Source organism: Natrinema hispanicum (genome assembly GCF_004217335.1).
GTDB lineage: Archaea > Halobacteriota > Halobacteria > Halobacteriales > Natrialbaceae > Natrinema > Natrinema hispanicum.
In genome coordinates this window covers 142,713-168,306 of record NZ_SHMP01000003.1, presented here as the reverse complement: position 1 = coordinate 168,306, position 25,594 = coordinate 142,713, and the positions used below count along the sequence as shown (strand labels likewise).

At 65.1% G+C, this 25,594-nt stretch carries 21 protein-coding genes and 1 tRNA gene; 10 read left to right on the top strand and 12 right to left on the bottom strand.

Annotated features, from left to right (window positions below):
* Positions 1–110: 110 nt before the first annotated feature.
* Positions 111–1,802: an NADH-quinone oxidoreductase subunit D gene (locus tag BDK88_RS01525; protein WP_130498852.1), complete on the bottom strand. Its 1,692-nt coding sequence runs from the start codon at positions 1,800–1,802 to the stop codon at positions 111–113.
* A 167-nt stretch (positions 1,803–1,969) separates the two neighbouring features.
* Between BDK88_RS01525 and BDK88_RS01520 the strand changes: the two genes are divergently transcribed.
* Positions 1,970–2,908, top strand: coding sequence for a phosphatase PAP2 family protein (locus BDK88_RS01520; protein ID WP_130498851.1), 939 nt, complete (start codon positions 1,970–1,972; stop codon positions 2,906–2,908).
* 22 nt (positions 2,909–2,930) lie between these two features.
* On the opposite strand, the gene BDK88_RS01515 is transcribed toward BDK88_RS01520, so the two are convergent.
* Complete coding sequence (locus BDK88_RS01515; protein ID WP_130498850.1) at positions 2,931–3,686, bottom strand: midas domain-containing protein; 756 nt, start codon at positions 3,684–3,686, stop codon at positions 2,931–2,933.
* Positions 3,687–3,950: 264 nt separating this feature from the next.
* On the opposite strand from BDK88_RS01515, the gene BDK88_RS01510 reads away from it, so the two are divergent.
* From BDK88_RS01510 to BDK88_RS01490, 5 genes are all read left to right on the top strand, one after another.
* Complete coding sequence (locus BDK88_RS01510) at positions 3,951–5,459, top strand: sulfatase (RefSeq protein WP_130498849.1); 1,509 nt, start codon at positions 3,951–3,953, stop codon at positions 5,457–5,459.
* A gap of 208 nt (positions 5,460–5,667) precedes the next feature.
* Positions 5,668–5,979, top strand: a complete 312-nt coding sequence (locus tag BDK88_RS01505; protein ID WP_207225243.1) for an Hsp20/alpha crystallin family protein — start codon at positions 5,668–5,670, stop codon at positions 5,977–5,979.
* Positions 5,980–6,319: 340 nt separating this feature from the next.
* Positions 6,320–7,543, top strand: a complete 1,224-nt coding sequence (locus BDK88_RS01500) for a beta propeller repeat protein (RefSeq protein ID WP_130498847.1) — start codon at positions 6,320–6,322, stop codon at positions 7,541–7,543.
* 201 nt (positions 7,544–7,744) lie between these two features.
* Complete coding sequence (locus BDK88_RS01495) at positions 7,745–8,875, top strand: GNAT family N-acetyltransferase (protein ID WP_130498846.1); 1,131 nt, start codon at positions 7,745–7,747, stop codon at positions 8,873–8,875.
* 163 nt (positions 8,876–9,038) lie between these two features.
* Positions 9,039–11,564: a heavy metal translocating P-type ATPase gene (locus BDK88_RS01490; RefSeq protein ID WP_130498845.1), complete on the top strand. Its 2,526-nt coding sequence runs from the start codon at positions 9,039–9,041 to the stop codon at positions 11,562–11,564.
* A gap of 84 nt (positions 11,565–11,648) precedes the next feature.
* Here the strand turns inward: BDK88_RS01490 and BDK88_RS01485 are convergent, their stop codons facing one another.
* A complete protein-coding gene (locus tag BDK88_RS01485; RefSeq protein WP_130498844.1) occupies positions 11,649–12,035 on the bottom strand; it encodes a DCC1-like thiol-disulfide oxidoreductase family protein in 387 nt (128 codons plus the stop codon).
* A gap of 140 nt (positions 12,036–12,175) precedes the next feature.
* Between BDK88_RS01485 and BDK88_RS01480 the strand changes: the two genes are divergently transcribed.
* Entirely contained in the window at positions 12,176–13,426 is a 1,251-nt protein-coding gene (locus BDK88_RS01480) for a hypothetical protein (RefSeq protein WP_130498843.1), read from the top strand.
* A gap of 30 nt (positions 13,427–13,456) precedes the next feature.
* Here BDK88_RS01480 and BDK88_RS01475 read toward each other — a convergent pair whose 3' ends face one another.
* The 8 genes from BDK88_RS01475 to BDK88_RS01440 all read right to left on the bottom strand — a co-directional run bounded on the left by BDK88_RS01475 (position 13,457) and on the right by BDK88_RS01440 (position 20,601).
* Positions 13,457–14,890 (bottom strand): HNH endonuclease, encoded by a 1,434-nt coding sequence (locus BDK88_RS01475; RefSeq protein WP_130498842.1) that lies wholly within the window; start codon positions 14,888–14,890, stop codon positions 13,457–13,459.
* A gap of 431 nt (positions 14,891–15,321) precedes the next feature.
* Positions 15,322–16,548 carry an orc1/cdc6 family replication initiation protein gene (locus BDK88_RS01470; protein ID WP_130498841.1) on the bottom strand — a complete coding sequence of 409 codons (1,227 nt, stop codon included), beginning with the start codon at positions 16,546–16,548 and terminating at the stop codon, positions 15,322–15,324.
* A gap of 588 nt (positions 16,549–17,136) precedes the next feature.
* A tRNA-Arg gene (locus tag BDK88_RS01465) sits at positions 17,137–17,209 on the bottom strand.
* 158 nt (positions 17,210–17,367) lie between these two features.
* Positions 17,368–18,267 carry a phosphogluconate dehydrogenase (NAD(+)-dependent, decarboxylating) gene (gnd, locus tag BDK88_RS01460; RefSeq protein WP_130498840.1) on the bottom strand — a complete coding sequence of 300 codons (900 nt, stop codon included), beginning with the start codon at positions 18,265–18,267 and terminating at the stop codon, positions 17,368–17,370.
* Between the two features lie 143 nt (positions 18,268–18,410).
* Complete coding sequence (locus tag BDK88_RS01455; RefSeq protein WP_130498839.1) at positions 18,411–18,845, bottom strand: hypothetical protein; 435 nt, start codon at positions 18,843–18,845, stop codon at positions 18,411–18,413.
* Between the two features lie 75 nt (positions 18,846–18,920).
* On the bottom strand, positions 18,921–19,385 hold the full coding sequence (locus BDK88_RS01450; RefSeq protein WP_130498838.1) for a copper resistance protein CopD: 465 nt from the start codon (positions 19,383–19,385) through the stop codon (positions 18,921–18,923).
* A gap of 88 nt (positions 19,386–19,473) precedes the next feature.
* A complete protein-coding gene (locus tag BDK88_RS01445) occupies positions 19,474–20,028 on the bottom strand; it encodes a metal-dependent hydrolase (protein ID WP_130498837.1) in 555 nt (184 codons plus the stop codon).
* Between the two features lie 90 nt (positions 20,029–20,118).
* The gene (locus BDK88_RS01440; protein WP_130498836.1) at positions 20,119–20,601 is read right to left on the bottom strand and encodes a deoxyuridine 5'-triphosphate nucleotidohydrolase; all 483 of its coding nucleotides are present in this window, start codon (positions 20,599–20,601) and stop codon (positions 20,119–20,121) included.
* A gap of 307 nt (positions 20,602–20,908) precedes the next feature.
* Between BDK88_RS01440 and BDK88_RS01435 the strand changes: the two genes are divergently transcribed.
* The 3 genes from BDK88_RS01435 to BDK88_RS01425 all read left to right on the top strand — a co-directional run bounded on the left by BDK88_RS01435 (position 20,909) and on the right by BDK88_RS01425 (position 25,054).
* Positions 20,909–22,879, top strand: coding sequence for an aconitate hydratase (locus BDK88_RS01435; protein ID WP_130498835.1), 1,971 nt, complete (start codon positions 20,909–20,911; stop codon positions 22,877–22,879).
* A 188-nt stretch (positions 22,880–23,067) separates the two neighbouring features.
* Complete coding sequence (locus BDK88_RS01430; protein ID WP_130498834.1) at positions 23,068–23,991, top strand: LLM class oxidoreductase; 924 nt, start codon at positions 23,068–23,070, stop codon at positions 23,989–23,991.
* A gap of 88 nt (positions 23,992–24,079) precedes the next feature.
* Entirely contained in the window at positions 24,080–25,054 is a 975-nt protein-coding gene (locus tag BDK88_RS01425) for a quinone oxidoreductase family protein (RefSeq protein WP_130498833.1), read from the top strand.
* Between the two features lie 25 nt (positions 25,055–25,079).
* Here the strand turns inward: BDK88_RS01425 and BDK88_RS01420 are convergent, their stop codons facing one another.
* Entirely contained in the window at positions 25,080–25,571 is a 492-nt protein-coding gene (locus BDK88_RS01420) for an 8-oxo-dGTP diphosphatase (protein ID WP_130498832.1), read from the bottom strand.
* Positions 25,572–25,594: the final 23 nt, after the last annotated feature.

Sequence of the window (25,594 nt, the reverse complement as noted above, 5' to 3'; positions counted from 1 at the left end):
CGAACGTCGCCACAGTTAACGGTTGCCGAATCCGTCGCAGGTTCGAGAAATTATTTCCGCTACTGGTGACGAACCCGCCGGCGAACACCGGGTCGGCTGACCGCGCACGCTCAGCGGTCGACGCTTCCCAGTACGATGTCGAGACTGCCAAGCGAGGCGACCAGATCAGCGATGTACTCGCCTTCGGCCATCTCGGGCAGCGCGGAGAGGTTGTGGAAACACGGGCTGCGGATCTTGAATCGCGCCGGCGAGTTCGAGCCGTCTGCACGGATGTAGATACCGAGTTCGCCCTTCGCGCTCTCGACGGCGCGGTAGGTTTCGGTGTCGGCATCGGGTTTCAGCGTCCGCGGGACGTTACTCTGGACGGTTCGTTCGTCTTCGGGCCACTCTGCGAGCAGGTCGAGACACTGCTCGATGATCTTCGCGGACTCCTCGACCTCGCGCAGTCGGACGAGCACGCGTGCGTGGTTGTCACAGCCGTCCTCGGTGACGACGTCCCATTCCAGATTCTCGTAGTAGCCGTAGGGATCGTCCCGCCGGAGGTCGTAGTCGATCCCCGACCCGCGAGCGACCGGGCCAGTACAGCCGTAGTCTTTGGCGACCTCGGGCTCTAAGACTCCGGTATCGAGCGTCCGAATCTGGAAGATCTCGTTGCCGGTCAGCAGGTCGTGGTACTCGTCGACCTTCGCGGGGAGTTCGTCCAAGAAGTCTCGGCACTTCTCGACGAACTCCTCACGGGGTTCGGGCAGGTCCCAGCAGACACCGCCCAGCCGGAAGTAGTAGAACATCATTCGCTGGCCGGTCAGGTCCTCCAAGATGTCCTGGACGACCTCGCGGTCGCGCATGCCATACTGGAAGATGGCGGTGAAGTCGCCGTAGACGTCAAGTGCGAACGTCGAGACGGCGAGGAAGTGCCCGAGCATGCGCCCGAACTCGGTCGCCATCGTCCGCAGGACCTGCGCGTAGGCGGGCACCTCGATGTCGGCCATGTCCTCGATCGCCCGGGCGACCGCCCACTCGTTGGGGAGATTCGCCGTGTAGTCCCAGCGGTTCGAGTAGGGAATGATCTGATGCCGATAGGTCCCCTGCTGGCACATCTGTTCCTCACAGCGGTGGAGATAGCCGATGTCGGGCACGACGTTCGCGACCGACTCGCCGTCTAACACCGTCTCGAGGTGGAGCACGCCGTGGGTCGCGGGGTGGTGGGGCCCGATATTGAGCAACATCGTGTCCGACTCGGGGAGGTGTCGGTCGTCCTGCAGCGGGTTCGCGTGTTCGGCATACCGGACGACCTGTGGCTTGTTCTGATCGTAGTCCAGTGCCAGCGGATGACCCTGCCACGATTCGGGGAGGAGGATCCGCCGGAGGTCGGGATGGCCGTCGTATTCGATGCCGACGAGGTCGAAGGCCTCGCGTTCGTGCCAGTCGGCGGTGCGAAAGACTGGTTCGGCCGACTCACAGACCGGGTCGTCCGTCGGCAATGGGACGACCAGCGTCACCTCGTGAGTGCGCTGCTCGTACTTCGTCAGGTGGATGAGCGACTCATACCGGTCCTCATACTGCTGGGACGTGAGACACGTGAGGTGGTCAAACCCCGCCTCGTCGCGCAGCAGGCGGACCACTTCCTGGACCTCGTCCGGGCGGATTACGAAGGCGGGCGCGTTCTCGTGATCGTCGCGCCCGATCGCGTACTCCGAAAGCAGGGCCTCGAGTGCGGCCTCGTCGACGCCCTCCTCGCGACGGTGGTCGTACTTCGGATCGATGCGCTCGTGCTCGGGTTCGGGCTCGGTTGTTTCGCTCATTGGGCCGGACACCACGCCGACGGCCGGCGTCCCCGAAGGCTACAGGTGACGCGGAAATGAGGGTTTTCCCGCGTTTCGGTGACTCTCTCCGTTGGCTACCAGATCGGTGTTGCAGCCGTCGCGGCCACGGAAACCGTTTATGTATCACGTCGTCCGTAGCGTAGAACATGACTCGCGGGATCGGCTGGTTCGACTCGTTTCGTGCGGTCGCCCCCGACTGGAGTGTCGTGCTGCTCGGGCTGGTGACCCAGCTCGGCGACGTGTGGTTTCTCGGATTTCTCGTCGGGGTCGTCTACTGGGCGGCGGTGCCGGACCGCCGTGACGAAGCTGCGACCGTCCTCGGGGTGACGCTGGCCGGGCTCTCGCTGATCACAGGCCTGAAAGAGGTCTTCGCGCTCTCGCGGCCCGATCGAGTGCTCGTGGCGGCCGAGACGCTGCCGGAGACGGTCCACCCGCTGTATCGGGCCACTGCGACGGCGACCGGCTACGGCTTCCCGAGTGGCCACGCCCTCATGTCGACGGTCGTCTATCTAAGTCTGGCCGAGTACCTCTCGGTCGGGACGCGCCGGCAGCGATACCTCGGCGCGGCGGGGATCGTCACGGCCGTCAGTTTCTCTCGCGTCGCGCTCGGCGTCCACTACCTCGTCGACGTCGTTGCCGGCGTCGCCGTCGCGCTGGTATTTCTGTTGCTCGCGGCCGGACTCTTCGATCGGTATCCGGACCGCCGTGGCACGGTCGGATTCGCGCTCGCGCTCGGCGTCGCCGTACTCTCGCTCGTGCCGGCCCGGACGGACCCCGATGCCGTCCTGTTGTTCGGGACGTCACTGGGCGCGTTTGCCGGCTGGCAACTCGCCGTCCTCGTTCGCGATCTCGAGGCCGGTAACGGGCCGATCCGGACCAGCCGGCCGCTGATCGCCAGAGCAACCGTCGCGACCCTCGTCGTCGTCGGGCTTGTCGCTGTCACGGTCTCATACTGGGCCGTGCCAGTGATCGCCGGGAGCGGCCTCCTCGGACTGGCCGCCGCCGCGTTCGTCACGGCACCGGTCCTGTATCGCTCGGACCACGTCGGTGAGCTCGTCCGGGAATCGCCCGCTCGCTCGCAATAAGCCATTCCACTGGCACTCGAGATCAGTCGCGCTCCGCTGACTCGTCGTCCGTCGCGTCCGTGTCGTCAGGTTCCGACTCTGATTCGTCTGCGTCGGGCGGAGCGACTGTCATGTGCGAAGCGTCCGCCGCGGGACTCTCGTCCGGTTCCGTGTCTTCGGTCTGGGTTGGCTGGGCCTGTCGCGGGTCCGGGCCTGTGGCCTCGCTTTCCTCGTCGGCCATCGCCGCGTCGGAGATATCGATCGCAACCTCGTCGTCTTCGGTGTCGCGCCGCGGGTCTTTTGCCGCCGCGCCGAGATCAGGTCTGGATCGGGACTTGTCGTCGTCCGGCTCCTCGGTGAACGCGACGTCAGACTCCTCGTCCTGCGTCTCGTCTATCTCGGGTTCGGCCGCGATTTCACCGCTAGGCCGGACCTCGGACACCCGGCCGGCATCGACGCGGTCGGCGGCAGCGCTGGCCTCGTCTGACATTTCTTTGCCCGCCGTTTCGCTCTCGATATCCGGGATATTCTCTCTGCTCAAGCGGCGATTCTGGAGCCCGAGCCCGACGAGTGCGCCCCCGGCGATGCCAAGTGGAATCGCCCGTGGTCGGTTCGCGGCCAGCGATCGGATCGCTGCCCCGAGCATGAGTCCGCCGCCGACCAGCGGCAGCGTCCCGCTCTCGAGTGCATCGGCTGTTATCGCGGTGGCTCGTCCGATCGGCGTGTCCAGTTGCTCGAGGTCGTCGACCTCGTTCGTCGGGACGTCCGTCGTCGCATCGTGATCTGTGTCTGTCGTCATTGGAATGCTGCCGGGCGTACGCGCCACGGCGGGATGAATATTCGACCGGCAGGTGACTACCGGCCACACCAACGGCGACCGATCTCAGCGTACGTGCATCGGCGACGACTGCGGTCGGAACTGATCGACAGCTGGTCGGGATCGGTCGACGTTGAACGCAGCCGAGATCAGCGGCTTTCGCTCCAGTAACCGATGATTTCTTTCGTTTCCGCCCTGCATGCTCCGGGCAGACGACCTTCCCTGTCTGTCGTGGAGTACTCGTCTATGTCAGATTCAAACGGATGTGAGGACGAGCCACATCGGACAGTGCGGAACGTCGTTTTCGTCGTTCTCGATACGGCTCGAGCGAAAAGCGTCGATGCGAAACTGATGCCGACGCTGACGGACCTGGCCGAGGCGGGAACTGCCTTCGAGAATGCCTTTGCGACCGCGCCCTGGACCCTGCCCTCTCACGCATCGATCTTCACCGGGACGTATCCGTCCGAACACGGCACCCACGGCGGACACACCTATCTCGACGGCGACCTGCGAACGCTGCCCGAGGCGTTCGCCGACGCAGGATTCGAGACGGTCGGCGTCTCGAACAATACCTGGATCACCGAGGAGTTCGGCTTCGACCGCGGGTTCGACGACCTTCGCAAGGGCTGGCAGTACATCCAGTCCGACGCCGACATGGGGGCCGTGGTCCGCGGTGAGAACCTCCGGGAGAAGCTCACGGCAACGCGAAATCGACTTTTCGACGGCAACCCGCTGGTCAACGCCGCCAACGTCCTCTACAGCGAGTTCGTACAGCCGTCGGGCGACGACGGCGCTGACCGGGCGAGCGACTGGGTCGCCGACTGGCTCGGCAGTCGAGACGGCGAGCAGCCGTTTTTCCTGTTCTGTAACTTCATCGAGCCCCACGTCGAGTACGATCCGCCGCGGGAGTACGCCAAGCGTTTCCTTCCCGACGATGCCAGCTACGAAGACGCGACCGCGATCAGACAGGACCCCCGTGCCTACGACTGCGAGGAATACGACCTCTCGGATCACGAATTCGCCATGCTCCGGGGCCTCTATCGCGCGGAACTGGCCTACGTCGACCACCAGCTCGGCCGACTCCGGACTGCCCTCGAGAACGCTGGCGAGTGGGAGGACACCCTGTTCGTCGTCTGTGGCGACCACGGCGAGCACATCGGCGAGCACGGCTTCTTCGGCCATCAGTACAACCTCTACGACACGGTACTCAACGTCCCGCTCGTGTTCTGTGGCGGTCCCTTCACCGATGGCGGGCGACGCCACGATCTCGTCCAGTTGCTCGATCTCCCCGCGACGCTGCTCGAGACGGCCGGCGTCGACGACCCTGCGCTACGCGAACAGTGGTCGAGCCAGTCGCTTCATCCAGTCTCGAGCGACGACACCCGCGACGCGATCTACGCCGAATACGTCGCCCCGCAGCCCTCGATCGACCGGCTCGAGACCCGCTTTGGCGAGGTTCCCGAGTGCGTCCAGGCGTTCGACCGGCGGCTCCGGACGGTCCGCACGGCCGAGTACAAGTACGTCCGTGGTGACGACGGCTTCGAGCGGCTCCACCACGTACGGACCGACCCGCTCGAGCGGACGGATATCAGCGACGGTGAGCCCCAGCGAGTACAGGCACTTCGGCGGCGACTCGCGGGGCGCTTCGAGCCGCTCGAGGCGGCCGGCGCGTCGGCGGCGGGTGCGTCGGCGGACGCGGACGTCGAGATGCAAGCGGGGACGAAAGAGCGGCTCGCGGATTTGGGCTATCTCTGATACTGCCGGACAGAACGACGAGACGCCGGTCACGAATTCGCAGCCGTTCCCACAGGTGACGGCCGCATACATGCGACCGGCTTCGTATTGACTTCTGTTCAGTAGTGTGACAACGGCGACGCCGCCGGACAGCGGTGACGACGGCGAGATATCAAGCGTTTAGTTGTACATGCGGAGACGTTTCTGCCCGCCGTCGGAACGTGGTACCGTGTCTCCCGCCTCGCCTCCAGAAACGGCGTCGTTTCCGTTCCCGACACAGATCGTTTACGACGGCACCGCTGACAGGCTTCGCGTCACCGTCGACGTCGATCCGACTCCCGCCGACGACGTGACGGTCAGGGCCGGTGCGCGTCGCCTCCGGATCACGGTCGATCGCGACGGCGATGTCGTCAAACGAACCGTCACGCCCCTCCCGCCCGGCCTCGTTTTCGGCGACGATCGCGAGGCCGTCTACAACAACGGCGTCCTCACCGTCTCGCTCGAGACCCACGCGCCACCGGGCGCAGGGGCCAAGCGGTAATCGCCGGTATTCGCCTGCTCCACGTTGATCCCGCGGGAGTTCGAATCGCGACCACGGCGATGAGCGACGACTACGACACGAAAGACAATGTCGCGGACGACCTCGACATCGACGAGCCACACGGCTTCTGATACTGTCAGACAGAAGCCAACACGAAGTCGGTCGCGAATTCGTGGCCGTCTCCGGGTGAGACGGCCGCAGCAGCGCGACCGATCGTCAGTCTTCTGTCCGACAGTACGAATCTGAACGGTAGTATCGGCCGCTACACGCGGTTACGGCGTGCCTGCAGCACGCTTTTGCTCGTCAGTCGGATACTGGACGGACGCCGTTGAGTCGAGCAATGACTTCCCACGATGCACAGTCCGGTGATGGATTCGTCTCGTTCTTTCGCCACTACGCGCAGACGTGGGTACACGCGGTCGCGGCGGCCGGCATGACCGCCTTCGGGACGCTGACGATCGTCCACCGCGGGTTCGCCGTCCTCGCGCTCGCCGCCTACGTCGTGCCGCCGATCGTGCTGTACCTCCGGCGGGCGTCGACCGACCGGGCCGAGAGCGACGCTGCTGCCGACAGCGCGGAGCCGGTGGCAACCGGTGACGATTCGACGGACGCGGAGACGGTGCCGCTCGAGCGGCCAGCCGACGAGACGGGACCCGAACCCGAGCGCGCCGGCACCTGGACTCTCGTCGACGCCCCGACCGAGGCGACGCTCCGGGACGTCTGTGTCACCGCGGCCGGCACGGTCCACACGGTAGGTGAAGACGGGCAGGTTCTCGCCGGAGCGGTCCCCGACGGCACAGCCCGTGAGTGGTCGATCACCCTCGCGGATGGACCGGCCGCTGCGGGCGAGGATCTCCACGGGGTCGACGCTACAGCCGATGGTGAGGCCATCTGGGTCGCCGGCGATAGCGGTGCAGTCGGTCGACTCGAGGCCGCGACCGGTCGCCACACCGATTACACGGCACCCGCGGAGATCACCGACAACTGGCTTGGGGTCGCCGTCGGCGGGTCGAACGGCGACGAGACGGTCTTGTTGATCAACGGCTCCGGTGCCGTTCTCAGGGGGCGCTATCGCGATGGCGATCTCTCGTGGGACGACCCCGTCACGCCCGGCAGCGGCTCGAGTCTGAGCGGTGTTGCAGTGGCCGACGAATCGGTCGGCTACTGCTGTGACACGAACGATGGCGTCTTCGAGACGACCGACGGCGGCGACTCGTTTTCTCGCGTCGGGCCGGTAGGGGCCGATGGGTCACTCGAGAACCTCGCGACGCTGGGGCGAGGCGACTGTTTCGTCAGTACTGACGACGGCGTCGTCCACCGCTACGACGGGCTGACGTGGACGCCCGAACGAGTCGGTGACGAGGCGATCTGCGGACTCACTCGGCGCGAGGGGGAGACGATCGCCTGCGATGCGGTCGGCGCGATCCACGAACGGACGCCGATGGCCGAGTGGGAACGAGCCGACACGGTCGCACCCGAGTCGCTGCTCGCTGTCTCGGTCGATACCGCCGGCGATCGAGCGGTCGCAGTGGGTGAGAACGGGACTGTTGTCGAACGGCGGTGATGGAAAACCGCTATGTGAACGTCAGGGGTGGCCGCCGCCGTGAACCATCGCTGGCGGATAGTCAGCTCCCGGAGACGTTCGTCGACCGGTCGAATCGGCGTATTCAGGGCCAACCAGTATTCTGCCGGTAGGTGGAGACCGAATGCTCGCGTCCACACAGCAGGCTGTCCCCCTGTACTCGGACGTGAGACGCCCTCGATCATGAGCACACCCACACGAACGGCGACGCAATACACCGTCCGCGCGTTCGACCCGGCCGATCGAGCGACGTTCCTGTCCATGTACGAAACAGTGTTCGGACACGAGCGAAGCGCCGACTGGTTTCGCTGGAAGTTCAGCGAGAACCCGTTTGCCGATCACGTCCCGATCATCGTGGCCAGCGACGATGGCGGCCCCGTCGGCTTCCGCTCGTTTTTCGCCCAAGAACTGCGTGCCGGTGACACCATCCTACCCGCGTTCCAGCCCTGCGATACGATGGTCCACCCGGATCACCGCAAGCGCGGCCTGTTCGACCGCATGAACGAACGGGCCATCGAGCGCTACACCGACGGCCGCCCGTCGTGTTTCTTCAACTTCCCAAATGAGCACTCGAAACGCGGGAATCGCAAGCACGGCTGGCGCGAAATCGGGACGGTCCCGGCCTACTACCGCCCGCAAAACCCCGCGGGCGTCCTCGAGCGAGTGGCAACTGACACACAGCACACAGCGCAGCGTCGATCGCGAGCGAGCGAGACGGGCGTGGCCGCCACGGTCACAAACACGCTTCGGGATGTCGTCACGGCAACGCATCGAGTCTGTGACCGGCTGCTCGTCGACGACGAGTCCACCCTCGAGATCGAGCGGACGACGCCGCCACCGGCCGACACCCTCGCCGCGGTCTATCGGCGCTCGATTCCCGATGCGATCCACACGAACCGAACCGCGGCGTTCTACCGCTGGCGATTCGACAACCCTGCCCAGACGTACACCAGCTACGTCGCACGTCGTGCCGGCGAGCCGGTGGCTGCGCTGGTCGTCTCGAGCGCTGCCGATCACGCGCGGCTCGTCGAGACGCTTCCGCGGACGCTCGAGACCGAGACGGCAGCGCTCGAGGCGCTACTCGTGGCGGCGCTCGAGGACGTCGCGGACCGGAGCTACGTCGAGGCGTTCGGCGAGACGCTTCCCGCGCCGCTTCGATTCCGGTTCTATCCGGATACCCGAGCGCCCCTGTCGACGCTGCTCCGACCGACGTCCCGAACGCTGTTCGCGCGGACCCTCACGGATGGGATCGACATCGAGTCGACTTCGGCCACGTCGTGGACGTTCTCACGTCTCGAGCTGGATACCACCTGATACGGACTCCTGTCAGTCAGTGCCGGCGCAACCGCGACCGTCCTGCGGTTGCACCGGGACATCGGGACAGCAGACCGTATGAACCGACGGGACGACTGCCGGCTGTCGACGGTGGCCGTCGAAATCGGCCACTGTTATTGCCGTTGAACGTGCAGCTACTACCGTGAGCGATCGACGCGCGGGCGACGACCAGTTCGACCGCTGTCGGCTGTGTGGGTCACCGCTCTCGCGGACTGCCGGCGAGCCCGTCTCGAGTGGCTTCTGTTCGACGGGCTGTCGCGATATCGCCGCCGAGTTCGACGCGAGCGATGACGACGCGCCGGTCGGACGCGGAGCCGACGCCCCACCCGAACCTGGGACCGACAGTGAGAGTACGGCCACTGGACGAGCGGCCGCGGACGACCCGGACACCGTCCGCACGTTCCTCCGAGTCGACGGCATGCACTCGGCGACCTGCGAGGCGTTCCTCGAGGCTGTCGCCGAGGACCGCGAGGGCGTCAGCGACGCCGAGGCCAGTTACGTCACCGAGACGGTCCGGGTCGACCACGATCCGGATCGGGTTTCGGCGGCCGCCCTCGAGGACGCGCTGAGCACGGTCGGCTACACGGCCTATCTGCGCGAGGAGGCGACTGCCGACGACGAAACCGGCGGCACACGGCGCTCGCGGGAGATGACCGGCATCCGGAAGCGCCGCTCGGAGGACATGCTCGAGATGCGCTACATCGTGGGGATCGTCTTCGGCTCGTTCCTGCTGTTGCCGTTCGTGGCCGTCTTCTACCCGATGTATCTCACCGAGTTCACCGACTGGGGTGCGATCTCGCACTTCGAGGGTGCGTTTACGGGGTTCACCGGCCCGCTGTATCTCCCGCTGTTTCTGATCATGACCGGGGCGATCCTCTATCTGACCGGCGGCCCGCTGCTCCGGGGCGCATACGTCAGCCTCAAACTCCGGCGACCGACGACGGACTTACTCGCGTCGTTGACGATCGTCAGCGCGTACGTCTTCAGCATCATCGTCTCCGGTCTCGGGCGGAGCGCTATTTACTTCGACCTGACGATCGTTGTCGCGTCGGTCGTGATGGGCGCGACCTACTACGAGGCGACGGTCAAGCGCCGCGCGACCGACCGACTGACCGATCTCACCGTCTCGCAGGTCGATACGGCTCGCTACTACGCCGACGACGGCTCGACGACGGAGATCCCCGTCGCCGACCTCGAGTCGGGCGATCAGGTCCTCGTCCGTGAGGGCGAGCGGATTCCCGTCGACGGGACGCTAGCCGAGGGCAAGTGTGCAGTCGACGAGGCCGTGGTCACCGGCGAGTCGCTGCCGGTCACGAAACGCAAGGGTGACGCGGTGGTCGGCGGTTCGATCGTCACGACTGACGCGGCGATCGTCGACGTCGGCGAGCGGACGACCAGCAGCATCGACCGGCTCATGCGGGTCGTCTGGAACGTCCAGAGCGCGGACCACGGCGTCACGCGCCGGGCCGACGAACTCGCAGCGCGACTCGCGCCGATCGTCCTCGCGGCCCCGATTGTCGTCGGCGTCGGAACTGCCCTCGCTGGCGCAAGCACCCTGACGACCGCGCTGGCTGTCCTCATGACCCTCATGGTCGCCAGCCCGTGGGCGCTCGGTTTCGCAACGCCGTACTCCGTCGCAACGACCCTCGAGGAAGCCCTCGAGCGCGGCATCGTCGTCTTCGATGAGACGATCTTCGAGCGCCTGCGCGCGGTCGACATCGTCGTCTTCGACAAGACCGGGACGCTGACGACCGGCGAGATGTCCGTCCTCGAAGCCGACGCGCCCGACGATCTCCTGACGGCCGCTGCCGCGCTCGAGCAGCGTGCGGCCCACCCGGCGGCGACGGCGATCGCCGAGGCGTTCGACGGGAGCGAAACCGGCGACGGTGTGGCTCGCACGGACGGCGGGACGGCTGCGGCCGGTGAGCGAGAGGTACAGGACTTCCACACGCACGCCACCGGCGTCGAGGGAACCGTCGACGGGCGAACGGTGCTCGTCGGCCACCCCGATCTCTTCCGCGAGCGCGGGTGGACGATCGACGACGACCTCGCGGCACGACTCGAGCGCACGCGGGACGCAGGCCGCCTCCCGGTCGTCGTCGGGCGAGACGGGTCCGCGGAGGGTGTCGTCGTCGTCGGCGACGAACCCCGCGAGACGTGGGACGAGACGGTCACAGCACTGGACGACGCGGAGATGGACATCGTGGTTCTGACCGGCGATGACGGACCGGCAGCCGACGTCTTCGATCGACATCCGGGCGTCGATCACGTCTTTGCCGGCGTCTCACCGGAGGGAAAGACGGCGGCTGTCGAGCGGATGAAAATCGACGATCGAGTCGCGATGGTTGGCGACGGGACGAACGACGCGCCGGCACTCGCCGCGGCCGATCTCGGGATCTCACTGGGCAGTGGGACGGCACTTGCCGCCGACGCGGCCGACGTCGCGATCGTCGACAACGATCTCGCGGCGGTCGACCGGGCGTTCGCGCTGGCGCAGGCCGCGCAGGATCGCCTTCGGCAGAACCTCGGCCTCGCGTTCGTCTACAACGCGATCGCCATCCCGCCAGCCGTCCTCGGCCTCGTGAACCCGCTCGTCACGACCGTTGCCGTCGTCGTCGGTGCGTCACTCATCGTCGCCAACGCGGAGCGGTCGTTGATCGACGACTAACACACCGAACGGCTGTTTGACGACAATCGCTCGAGCGGCACAGTTTCGGGACGAGCCACCGCGCAGCGTCGCCGAGCGACGCGCTTAACTGTCACTCGAGTCTCGACGTGCCGGTGGCGTCGTCGAGAGATACGTCCCCAACCGATCGCGGTTGTTCGCGATCCACCGATAGGCACGCTCGCGGTACTGCTCGTAGTCGTCGAACTGCCGGAGGAACGTCACGATGTCGTCGACGGGTCCGCCGATGTCGGCGCGGAGGAGCGCTTCGTCGACCGCGGCCCCACAGGAGGAGACCTCGTCGTCGGTTACCAGATGTGCACACTCCTCGTAGTCGTCGGGCAGGCGCTCGCGCAACTCGTCGGTGAGGTCGCGAAAGCCGACGAGACGGAGGTTCGACCGCGCCGCGAAGAACTCGGCCCACCACGTACAGAAGCCACAGTTGTCGTCGTAGACGAGAATCGCCTCGCTCATAGCTGCCGGAACGCACTCGAGACACAAAGGCTGCTCCGATACGGACCGAGCAGGGACATCCCAGATCGGGCACGGGCCGCGTGTCAGCCGCCCCGAGGCGGTGTCAGAACAATAATGAACGCGCTGACCAATGACGACCCATGAGTAGCGCGGCTGGGCCGCTGACGGAACCACAGGTGTTGGCCCACACGAAACGGCGACTCTTCCCGAACGAGGCCGAGTCGACCGCGTACGCGGTGGCCGACACCCAGTTTGCGACAGCGGAGTGGCTCCCCGGGCAGCCGGTCGATTCCGCCATCCGAGAGCGGCTGGCTCCGTTCAATCACGTCCGAATCGGCGGCGGCTACCCGGATCTCGTCGGCGTGCGAACCCTCGAGTCCGACCTGCTGGCCGTTGACCGGCTCGGCGACGACCCGCCACTGATCGCCATCGAGGCGAAAGGCCACGCGAGCGGCGGCGTCGATACCCAACGCGGGATCGTCCAAGCGTACGACCGACTCCACGAGGCGAACGCGGCCTACCTCGCCGCGCCAGCGGCTGCGATCTCCGAGACCGATCGGACGCTCGCACGGGAGTTGAACGTCGGCGTGCTCGGTGTGGATACAGCGGGGACAGTCGAGGCGCTCGAGGTGCCCCGTGTCGTTGGCAATCAAACGACGAGCGAGGCAACGGCGCTGCGATTTCAGGCCAGCGTCCAGGGGGTCGCGGACGCGTCGTTCGGGTTGAACCATCCGAAAAACTACCTCGGCTATCCGCTGGCACACTACGCGGCCGGGGAAACCGAGACCCTGCTTTCGGAGTACAAGGTCGTGAGTGCCGTCACGGCAGCCCGACGCGGGGCCGCGTTTCTGGGGTTGATCGAGGACCGCGTCGGTGTGGAGGGCGTCGAGCTGACCTCGCTCGGCGAAGAGGTCGTCCGCTTTGCGAAAGCACGCTCTGGGACCGTCGAGGCGGCACTTGCGGAGTTCGAAGGCTGGTACCGGTCGTCCAAACGATTCGTCGACCTCGCGCCGGCGTGGGGACGGCTGGCTCGACGGGTTGTCTTTGCCTATCCCGCAACTGAACTGCTGGTCTCTGAGTTGCAGACGATGCTCGAGGACGGAATCGCGGAGCCGTCGCTGGTCGACACGGTCGAGTATTTGCACGCACTGCATCCGACCTTTACGGTCGAACTGTTCATCAAGGGCGACGACGCCGTTCGAAGCCGAGTACTGACCGACGACGGCGACCTTCGGCGCTCGGCGCTCGAGGATGGCACTGTCTACCACTCGCCGACGGTGTTCCAGCTGAAGGCGATGCTGTACCATACCGGAATTTTAACCGACCGCGGAGCGGAGCCACACCGGCTCGAGCCACTCGCGGACGTCTGGGCGCTTCGAGAGCCCGTCTGAGGCTCGTTGGCTGCAAGCGCGTTCGGCCAGTTACGGCGATTCGAACCCGTGGCGGTCTCGATGTGCGGCGAGGAATGTCGCGTGCGGCTGCTGCTCTTCGTCCGCCGGCAGCGTAAGCGGCTCGTTCTCGAGCGGAGCGAACTCCTCGTAGCCCTCGAGATCGGGCCGGTCGGCGACCAGGATCCGGTAGTCGTCGGACACCGCGAGCCAGCCGGTGTCGAACGCCCAGTGGTGGAGCCGACAGAGGGCGAGCCCGTTTCGAACGGTGTCGCGGCCGTTCTCACGCTTCGGGTAGATGTGTGCGGCCTCAATATCGATCGTCCCGTCCGGCGATTCGCGCGAGTTCCCACAGATGGCACACCGGGCGTCGTAGGCAGCCGTGACCGTTTTCGGGAACGCACTCGAGCGAACCCGACGCTGGACTTCAGTGAACTCGTCTTCGTCGGCAGTCAACTCGGGCTCGTCGTCTTCGATGTCCGCAGCGACTGACTCCGAAAGCGCCTCGAACTGTGCCGGGTCGATCTCGAGGCGTTCCATCGTGAACTGATAGACCATCCGCCCGTCCCGGGAGACGTACTCCACAGCGATGACATCGACTAGTCCTTCGTACCGGAGTTCGTCGCTGTCCGCCGGTTGATAAAAGAAGTACACCGGAGCGGTCGAGCGCTCGGTTTGCTCGAGGAGCGCCTTGTTGGCACCGGTCGCCTGCTGGTCGCCCTTCTCAGGCACGCCCTCGCCGATATATGTGAACCGCTCGCCGTCGAGTTCGTCGCTGTACGGACCGTCTTCGCGAGCTTTGATGATGATATACGACAGCTCACCTTCGTTGGTCGTTCGCGGGTTGATCCCCTTGATGTACGAGCCAAAGCTGGTGTCGAAGGCGTCCTCGAGTTCGGCTTGGGCGTACGACTCACCCCGCTCGAGAGACGGATACGCCGATGTCCGTCGGCGCGCCAGTGCCCGACCGCTGTCCGTCAGCGAGTTCACGCCGTTCGATCGCTCGACGTAGCTGAGGCTCTGCAACCAACCTCGATGTTGGGCGGGGCCAGCGGCGTCGGTCCAGCCGACTTCGGGGTGGGCGCTTGCGATCGCGTCTCCCAACTCGGCGTCCGTCTTCGGGCCGTCGAGCAGTGCCTCGAGTATCGTCTCGAAGCCGCGGACGTTGCTCGAAAGGAGATCGTAGAGCACTGCCGGATCCGTCTCCGAAAGCCATGCCATGCCGCGCTGTGTGAGCCGAACCTGACCTGTCTCGATATCGAGGAGATCAATCCCATCGAGAAAGGTCAGGCGACGTCGAATGCCGTCGTCGCTCGTCGCTCGCGTGTTCGATTGACACCACTCGAGAACCGCCGCTTCGGTCGGAGTCTCGGTGAGGACGAATTTGCAGAGTTGTTCGAGGACGGCCGTATAGTTCCCTGCACCGCCAAAAAACCGCACTGCGATGGTGCGCTTTCCTCCACTCATCTTGACAGTCAATACTGCTGTCATTGAGTCGACGGCGTATAAAGCGAGTGGGAACCGCGTTCGGTCCGAGACGGCACGCCTGATCCGACCGTGCTCGGTCTCTCGTCGCCGATGCGTCCATCGGTACACTACCGCTTCAAGTGAACTGGCCAGACAGACACCACCGTTTCATGTGAACAGACGACACTTCCGGGTTATCGATCCGGATCTCGCCCCACGGACACCACTCTTGCACGTGAACACGTGCCGACTCGAGGCGGGATCGACCGTCCCGCCGACGGAATCGCTCTCAACGAAGTTCGTGAGACACCGCCGGTGCAAGTGAAACGGAGCGCCAGCGTCGTCTCATCACGACTCGCGTCGGCCCGACCACCGTTCACTCGCAAGGGTGGTGGGGGAGGCACAATCTGTCCACCACTGATTCGGCGGTCTCAAACGACGTCGTTCATCCGGGCGATGTCACGGATCGTCTCGATTTCCGCATCGAGATAGAGCACGTCGGCCATCGCGTCGACGGCACTCGTAAAGGGGACGTCGAGTTCGTAACTGTAGTAGTTGCCGCGAGAGCCGCTGCGGTTTTCCTTCGCCGAGAGAATCCCGAGCATCCGGAGATCGGAGAGGTGATTGTGGACCGACCGCTGGGCAAGCGAGTCGGTGCCTGCTGACTCACACAGCGCCTCGTACTCCTGATAGAGCTCTCGCGTCCGGCAGGGCGTCGACTCTTTGGCGGCTTTCGAGACCACCGCCAGCAGGGCGAGCCGACCGTGGGTCGTCAGTTCCCGCATACCTTCTTCGACGCGTTCCTGCTCGAGTTTCGAGCGTGCCTGATCGACGTGGCGCTCCTGGATCTCCTCGTCGTCGTTGTTCTCCGCGACTTCCCCGGCCAGCCGGAGGAGATCCAGCGCTTGTCGGGCGCTCCCGCTGTCGCGGGCGGCGAGTGCCGCACAGAGATTCAGCACGCCGTCGTCACAGCTGTCGTCCGCGATCGCGACCTCGGCTCGCGACTCGAGGATGTTCGTGAGTTCGGACGCCTCGTAGGGTGGAAACTGGAGTTCGCGTTCACAGAGCGTGTCCTGGACGCGGGGATCGAGCTGTTCACGGAACTTGAAGTCGTTACTGATACCGATGAGCCCGACCTTCGTCGCCTCGAGATAGCCGTTCGAGCGTGCTCGTGGGAGTTCGTACAGGAGTTCGTCGCGATCGCCGATCGAGTCGATCTCGTCTAAGACGATGACGACCGTGCCGCCGAGTGCCTCGAGTTCGCTGTAGAGTTTCTTGAACACGGTCTGTTGGGGGTAGCCAGTCGTGCTGATCTCGGCACCTGCGGGGCGGAGCGTGTTGACCAGTTCGACGGCGACCTGATACGACGAGTTGAGCGTCTTGCAGTTGACGCTGAGCACGGAGAGGTTGACGTCGTCGTATCTGGTGACGTCTTCTTGGAGGACATCGAGGAGATAGTCCGTGACGGCGGTCTTGCCAACCCCCGTGTTCCCGTAGAGAAAGATGTTGTTCGGCTCCCAGCCGTCGATAATCGGCTGGAGCGCGTCCATATACGCCTCGATCTCGTCGTCGCGCTCTTCGATCCGTTCGGGCTGGTACGACTCCCCGAGGGCGTCCTTGTTCCGGAAGATATTCTGCTTCCGCTCGAACCGAGGCATATCCGTACCAAGCAACATACACTACTTAAAGCCACTTGTTCATCTGATGCAAGTGAACTCACACACACCACTATTTCATGTGAAGACTAGTCTAGTGAGGGTGCTAGAGTAAACAGTCCACGGTTTCGTCTAAAGCTCTGACATATTGGACCAGATCGATTACACGGCTCGGTCGGGCGTACCCGCGTTCGTTCCAGTCGTCGGCCGCTCACGGCGTTTCGTTGGGGCTGTCGGCTCGAGGCCGCAACGACCGGCGACCACCCCCCTTCCCATGTTCGGCAGCTTCACTTGCAACGGTGGTGTGTCTCTGTCGATGCCGGTTTCTGACCGTCGCTCGCGATGGATCACTGCTGGTCCACGGGTCGCTCGGTGTCGCGGACCCCTGCACCGTGAGCATACGGCTACTGATTGGGTAAAAGAGGAACTCTATGAGAGGTGGTACTCTCGAGGTATCCGCTATTGGCGATGAATGAAGCTCGAGAACAGCAGACGCGAGAGGGATTTGAACCACGCGAACGGCTCATTCTTCGCCGTTCTCTGCTTCAAATCCTCCGTGCCGGTTCGCTCGTCACTGCGTTCCTCGCTGCACGGGCGCGGAGGGATTTGAACCCCCGACATCTTGGTCCGGAACCAAGGACTCTGTCCACTGAGCTACGCGCCCTCGAGCGATTGTAGCCTCAGCGGAGACATAACGATTCCCCTTTCTGCGACAGCGACGGCCTCGAGTACTCCGTCGACGAGCGTAATCGTCAACCCGTCGGCCGACAGTCTCCACCTGAATCGAGACACACCAGCCAATGCATGGCGGGCCCGTTGCGATTACTCTCGGCGTGGAACCTCGTGACGGCCGAAGCCATAGCGGAGGCGGTTCGCGAGCCGTCGCGAGAACCGGCCGTCGTCGGCCCGCGAGCCGAACCGTTCGGACAGCGCCGTGTAGATCAGCGGCAGGGGGACTTCCTGCTCGAGGCCTTCTTGGACGGTCCAGGTGCCGGTCGAGCCGCCCTCGATGCGATCGGCGACGGTTCCGAGGTCGGTACCCTCCTCGCGGAAGGCCTCCTCACAGAGTTCGAGCAGCCACGACCGGATCACTGCGCCGTTGTTCCAGACGGAGGCGACGTTCTCGAGGTCGAGATCGAACCGGCCCTCGTGGAGCAGCTCGAAGCCCTCGCCGTAGGCCTGCATCAGGGCGTACTCGACGCCGTTGTGGATCATCTTGACGTAGTGACCCGATCCCGAGGGACCCATTCGCTCGTGGCCATCGGGGCCGGTCGCGACGGCGTCGAAAACCGGCTCGAGTTCGTCGTAAGCCCACTGGGGACCGCCGACCATCAGGGAGAAGCCGAGTTCGGCACCGGCAGGGCCGCCGGAGGTGCCACAGTCGAGATACGCTGCAGGACAGGACTCGGCGCGGCGGACCGAATCCTCGAAGTAGGAGTTGCCGCCGTCGACGACGACGTCGTCGCCGTCGAGATGGTCTTCGAGTTCCTCGAGCGTGACGTCGACTGCCTCGCCGGCGGGGACCATCAGCCAGATCCGTTTGTCCGACCCGAGCTGGTCGACGAAGTCTGTAAGCGAGTCAGCGGGATCGGCACCGGCGTCGGCCGCCGTCGCGACGGCGTCGTCATCGAGGTCGAAGGCGACGACCTCGTGGCCCGCCGCAAGGGTTCGGTCGACAACGATCTGTCCCATCCGTCCGAGTCCGATCAGGCCCAGTTGCATGGATAGGCGTCGGGTGGCCGCGGTGGTAGTGGTTGCGATTCGGTGGCGGCCGCCGGGCGGGGGTCGGCGGTTTCAGAAACGGTGTGGAGGCACGTGACGATCGACGACTGTCGGAAAGGACACCCTAAGCGTGTCGACGTCGGTTACTGGAGCGGTTCCTCGAGTCGAGCCCAGCCGATCGCATCGAGGACGATGATGCGGTCGTTGTACCTGACGTAGACGCCGTTGTAGGCGTCGGTGTCGGACTCGTGGTAGGGTAGCGTCTCGCGAATCCGGTCGACGACCGACCAGGCACCGTCGCGCTCGAGCGTGATGTGTTCCCATTCGTCGCGCGCGCCGTTGCGGACTGCCCGATCCAGTGCGCGTCGCGCACCGGGGATTTCGCCGAGCCGTCGTGCGGACGCGTCGACGATCGTCGCGTCGGCCGGCACGGCAGCCGGGCTGACGAGTCGGGCACCGAGGTCGGCTTTCGATCGCGACGCGGCGGTCCGCGATCGCTCGGAACGGAGGACGTACCCGGCCACGGCTGCCGTTCCCACCGTGAGAAGCGAGAAGACCAGCTCTTTACCCCTGATCATTAGCGAGTACCTTACAGTAACTGACTAAGTATCTTTCGTAAGAACGTCCGCAGCCAACTGTCAGCGCCGCGACTTCTACAGCAGCCGTGCGACGTTGGCCGAGAGCAGTCCCGCCACGACCAGCAGTCCGACGGCGGCGACGGCTGCAGCCCAGAACATCGGCAGCGCCTCGCGTGCCGGCTCGCGGATCTTCTTTCCGGTGAGGCCGGCCTCGAATCGCTTCGCCGCGATCTCGACGAGCGCAGTCAGGACCAGCCAGAGTGCGACCATCACGAGCACCAGCCACCCGTTGACCGAGCCGAAGAGACGTTCGACGGTGTAGGTAGTCCCCGCCAGGTGGCTTCCCGAGAGAAACAGGACGAGCGAACTCACTCGCGAAACAGTGGTAAGCCTGCCCGAGATAACCTCGAGCGGGCGGGTCGTGTTGAACGCGCCGTCGCGTGCCAGCGGCAGGACGACGGCGGCGACGAAACAGACGCTACCGGCCCAGAGTGCGGCAAATACCAGATGTGTCGTTCTGGCAGCGAGCTGGTCGACCATACTGAGCCGCTCGGCCAGCGCGCGTATCAGCGTTCCGACTTCGGCTCGCGAGACAGTCGCCGAGCCTGATCGATCCTCCCGCGTCCGGTCACTCGAGCCAGTCGGGCGTCCACGCCACGAGTCGCCGCCGAACCAGCGCATAGCACAGCGAGATGGCCACGCCGCCGGCGATGACGGGCGTGAGCCAGCCGTCGAAGACGACCAACGCCGGGATCGCGAGCGCGACGGCGACCGCGGCGTCTTCCGGTGCGCCGTCGTAGCGGATCCAGCGCCGCGGCCGGATCCACTGGCTGCGGACGTGATCGTACACGGCCCGCTCGGTGCGGTCGTTCCAGGGGTCCATCTCTAGGCCGCCGCCGATCGCGTCGCTTGCAGCGTGGAGCCAGGCCGTGACGGCAAACGCGGCGACCGCGACGGTCGGACTCGAGGGGGTACTCGCTGCGACAGCAACCGCGGGAACGGCGACGGCGAGCCCGGTCACGGGAAAGTGCAGCGTTCGTCGATGAGCGAAGACGAGATCGAAATCGGGGGCGATGCCGCCGAGGATCGCGCCGACGGCGAGCGCGGTCGCGAACTCGGGGAGGGCGTAAGCGAGCGGCGCGACGATCGCGAGGCCGGTAAACGCGTGGGTGGTCGCCATCATCGGGGCTCGCTCGATCGTAGGTCGGGGACTGCCAAAACGGTATGCGAACCGGTAGGCCAGGGGACGGCGTCGGTCAGCGCCAGTCGCCGGTCACTCGAGGTTCTCGCCCTGATAACTGCCGTCGTAGATGTCCTCGTGGTCGGCCTCGGCGAAGACGAGCTGGGCGATTCTGGCACCGCGCTCGAGTTCGATGTCGTGGTGGACCTGCAATAGCCCTTCGCCGCGGCCCTCGTAGCCGGCGTCCCACACCGCCGTGTTGAGCATACAGGAGTTGCGCATGAGCGACGACCGGGGGTAGACGAAACCGACGTGGCCCTCGGGAATCGCGATCCGCTCGCCGTAGCGGACCACGTAGGCTCCCTTTGGTAGGTAGTAGGTGTCGGGGTCGGCCTCCTTGAGTTCCTCGAGGGGGCGGGCAACGCGGTCGCCGATCTCTTTGTCGTCCGTGCCGATGCGACCCGGTTCCAGCTGCTCGAAGACGACATCGGCAGTGAGGTCCACGCCGTTGGGCTGAATCTGCGCGTCGGTCGTCGGCGAGACGTGGTCGGCGACGAAGGCACCGGAACGGAACATACCTATGCTAACGCCGCGGCGACGAGAAAAGCATGTCCGTTCGCGACCTCTCGAGGAGTCGGTACCACCTGACACGCTAGTACTCCGTCACGCGTCGACGTGCGAGTCGAACCAGCGAACCGCGATCGGTTCGACCCGCAACGGCAGGCGTGACGAACCACTAGTCCCGAGGCTGACCAAATCTCTGGTGGGCGTACACGTAGCACACGAGATACGTTCATACTACCAATTGAGATACTCTCATGACGGTTACGCTTCGTAGAAACACGCTGGTTTTATCATGATAGACGGCCCATTTCGGTGTGCTATGGGACAGACGCTCACCGAGAAGATTCTCGACGACCACCTCGTCGAGGGCGAACTCGAGACCGGCGAGGAGATCGGTATCGAGATCGACCAGGTTCTCACACAGGACACGACCGGGACCATGGTCTGGCTCCAGTTCGAAGCAATGGGGCTGGACGAGGTCCAGACCGAAATCGCCGCACAGTATTGTGACCACCAGACCTATCAGTTCGACTTTAAGAACACTGACGACCACCGTTTCCTCCGCTCTGCGGCCGGCACCTACGGCGCGTATTTCTCTCGCCCCGGTAACGGCATCTGTCACAACGTCCACCGCGAAAACTTCGCGGCCCCCGGCAAGACCCTGCTGGGCTCGGACAGCCACACGCCCACGCCCGGCGGCCTCGGCGAACTCGCCATCGGCGCTGGCGGGATCGACGTCACCGTCGCCATGGGTGGCGCTCCCTACTACATCGAGATGCCCGAAGTCGTCAACGTCCGCCTCGAGGGCGAACTCCCAGAGTGGGCCACCGCGAAAGACGTCATCCTCGAGCTCCTGCGACGGCTGACCGTCAAGGGCGGCGTCGGCAAGATCCTCGAATACACCGGTCCCGGTGTCGAGTCGCTCACCGCACCCGAGCGGATGACAATCACCAACATGGGCACCGAGCTCGGTGCGACCACGTCGATCTTCCCGACCGACGAGCAGACCAAAGACTACCTCGAGCGCGTCAACCGCGGCGACGAGTACGTCGAACTCCAGCCCGACGACGACGCCGAGTACGACGACGAGATCGTCGTCGACCTCTCCGACCTCGAGCCGCTGATCGCTCAGCCCTCGATGCCGGACAAGGTCGTCCCCGTCAGCGAAGTCGCCGGCCAGTCCGTCGAGCAGGTCATCGTCGGCTCCTGTACCAACGGCGGCTACGAGGACATCCTCCCGGCCGCGAAGATGCTCGAGGATCGCGAGGTCAACCCGACGACCGAGATGATCGTCGCGCCCGGCTCCAAGCAGGCCTCCGAGATGCTCGCCCGTGAGGGCTGGGTCGCGGAGATGATGGCCGCTGGCGTCAACTTCTCGGAAGCGACGTGTGGTGCCTGTATCGGCATCGGCCACGTCCCCGCCTCCGATTCCGTCTCGCTGCGGACGTTCAACCGCAACTTCGAGGGCCGCTCGGGCATCGAAGACGACAACGTCTTCCTCTGTTCGCCAGAGGTCGCCGCCGCCGCGGCGATCAAAGGCGAAATCATCGACCCGCGCGACCTCGCCGACGAACTTGGCGACCTCGAGGCACCCGGTATCGAGCTGCCCGACGAGTACGACGGCTCGAAGACCGACCTCATCACGCCCGACGAGGCTCCCGACGACGAGCTCGTCAAGGGCCCGAACATTGGCGACGTCCCGCTGAAAGACCAGCTGGGATCGGACATCGAAGGTGACGCCCTCCTCAAGATGGAGGACAACATCACGACCGACCACATCATCCCTGCAACGCAGGACATCCTGATGTACCGGTCGAACATCGACAAGCTCTCGGAGTTCACCCTCTCGCGTGTCGACGAGACCTTCGCCCAGCGCGCTGCTGATGCCGACGGTGGCTTCCTCGTCGCCGGCGAGAACTACGGGCAGGGCTCCTCGCGTGAGCACGCCGCCATGTGCCCGATGTACCTCGGTATCGAGGGCGTCCTCGCACAGAGCTTCGCACGCATCCACCGTGCGAACCTCTTCAACTTCGGTATCGTCCCGCTGACGATCGACGAGGACACCTACGAGGACATCGACCAGGGCGACGAGATCGAGATCGTCGACGACGTCTACGACGCCGTCACCTCCGGTCAGGAAGAGTTCACCGTCCGCGTCAACGACGAGGAGTACACGGCGACGCTCGACGCCTCCGAGCGCGAGCGCGCAATCCTCGCAGCTGGCGGCAAGCTCTCCTGGACCAAAGAGCAGGCTCAGGACGGCTCCGGCGCTGCACCCGCCGACGACTGATCGGCTCGACCGACGACTCGGCTGCCGACTCGAATTTTACCTTTTTTCGCGTCGCTCGAGTGGCAACGCGGTCACTGACTCGAGGCGAACGCACACGCTGTCTCGATCCGCTGTAGGGACCCGACTGCCGAATTCACGGCCGTCGGACAACGCCATCGTCATACCGCTTCGCCCGATAGCACGATCGAATGTACCCCGGAGGACACGTAAACGCTGGCTACCGACGGCTGTTCGACCACGACAGCCTGACCTTCGGTGCCGGCTTCCCGCTGACCGGAACGAACCGCTCGCAGCCGAACATCGAGGATGAAATCCGACTCGCCAAACACGCCGAGTCGGTCGGTTTCGACGGCCTTTGGGCGCGTGACGTCCCGACCTACTGGCCGAAGTTCGGCGACGCCGGTCAGACGTTCGACACCTGGCCGTGGCTCTCACACGTCGCTGCCCACACCGACGACATCGCGCTCGGCACCTCGAGTGTCGTCCTCACACTTCGCCACCCACTGCACGTCGCCAAATCCGCGGCGACGGTCGACCAACTCTCTGACGGACGGCTCGTCCTCGGGATCGCTTCCGGCGACCGCGATCCCGAGTATCCTGCCTTCGACGTCGACCCCGACGACCGCGGGCAGCTGTTTCGCGAGTCCGTCGACGCCATCCGGACGGTCTGGCGCGATGACTTCCCCGAATGCGAGGGCCAGTGGGGGTCCCTCGAGGGCGACCTCGACGTGGTCCCGAAACCGACGACGGAGACGATTCCACTGTTACCGACCGGCCACGCCCGGCAGTCGAAAGACTGGATCGCAGAGCACGGCGACGGCTGGCTGTTCTATCACCTGCCCGAGCGCACGCTCGAGAGCTATCTCCACGACTGGCGCGACCGTGCCGGCGAGAAACCGTTCGCGATCGCGGTTCGGGTCGAGTTGGCCGACGACCGAACGGCCGAGCCCGAACCGCTGCATCTGGGCTTCCGGGCCGGCGTCGAGTGGTTCCGCGAGTATTTCAGTCGGCTCGAGGAACTGAGCCTCGACCACGCCATTATCGGCATCCAGAACGAGGACCGAGAGGCGGCGCTGTCGACGTTTGCCGACGAGATCATCGACCAGCTATAGCGTCTCGGTCCATGACCGATTCCCACAACTGATCGTTCGTTTCCTCCGGTTCTCGGAGGTTTATCCGCCTGTCGCCCGCAGGAGTAGTATGGAAGCAATCGAGGTAACTGAATACGGCGACAGCGACCGGCTCGAGACCATCGACGCCGAGCGACCGGATCCGGGGCCGGGCGAGGTCCGCATCGCCGTCGAGGCGGCGGGGATCAACTTCGCGGATATCATGCAGCGTCGCGGCGTCTATCCGGGCGGTCCCGAGCCGCCATATGTTCCCGGGATGGAAGCCGCAGGACGGGTCAACGCAGTCGGTGACGGCGTCGATGACGTCTCGGAGGGCGACCGAGTCGTCGCGATGGTCGAAACTGGCGGCTACGCCGAGTCCGTCGTCGCGAACGCTGAGATGCTCTTTCCGGTTCCGGAAGCGATGAGTCTCGAGGAAGCCGCCGGTTTCCCGATCCAGTTTCTCACCGCGCATAGCTGTCTGTTCGCGTGGGGCGGCCTCGAGGAAGGCGAGTCAGTGCTGATCCAGGCTGCCGCGGGTGGGGTCGGGACGGCTGCGGTTCAGCTGGCGTCGAACGCCGGCGCGGAGGTTTTCGGCACCGCGAGCTCGCAGGAAAAGCTCGACTTGGCAGCCGACCTCGGCTGTGACCATCCGATCAACTACACCGAGACGGACTTCCATGAGGTCATCGAGCGGGAAACCGACGGGGACGGCGTCGACCTCGTCTTAGAGAGCGTCGGCGACGACGTCTTCGAGCGCAGCCTCGACGCGATGGCCCACTTCGGCCGGATGGTCACCTATGGGGTCGCAAGCGGTGTCCCTGCTGAAGTCAGTAACCGCAGGCTGCTCTTCGAGAACAAGACCGTCACGGGCTTCCACCTCGGCCAGGCCGCCACCCACGACCCGAGCAGGGTCATGCAGGCGGTGCCCGAGCTCACCGAAGGACTCGCGAGCGGCGATCTCGAGGTCGTGCTTGGCGAGTCGTTCGCGCTCGCAGACGCCGCCGACGCCCACCAGTACATCGAGGACCGGAAGAGTTCGGGCAAAGTCGTATTGAAACCCTAATCCGACGACCCCAGCGACCGAGCGATTAAACCGAGACGTCCCACTCGAGGTCGTGCCCGACGAACTCGGCCTCGTCTAAGGGCTCGCCGCCCTCGAACCAGAACTCGCCGACGACGGTCTGTCCCTCGAGTACGCCGGGGAGCCACAGGTGATCGTCGTCCCACATCCGATCGTATGGCACGTCCTCGATGGCGATCCATTCCGGATGGGCCTCGTCGGACGCGGTCGGCTCGCCGGTAAACGAGCGCGTCCGGAAGACGTGACAGACCGAGTGTGTGTCGTCGTCGAGCAGGAAGGTGAGTTCGCCAGCTTTCTCGAGGGCTGTGACCTCGAGGCCGACCTCCTCGCGCGTTTCGCGGACGGCACACTCCTGGGGTGTCTCGCTGGGTTCACACTTTCCACCGGGACCGTTGTACCAGCCCTCGCCGAGCCCGCGGCGTTTCTCGATGAGGAGCACTTCGCGACCCGCGTTGGAATCGCTATCTCGGAGCGGGAAACACAGCGTCGTCTCGAGCATACTCGGGCGTTCGGGTGGAGTGG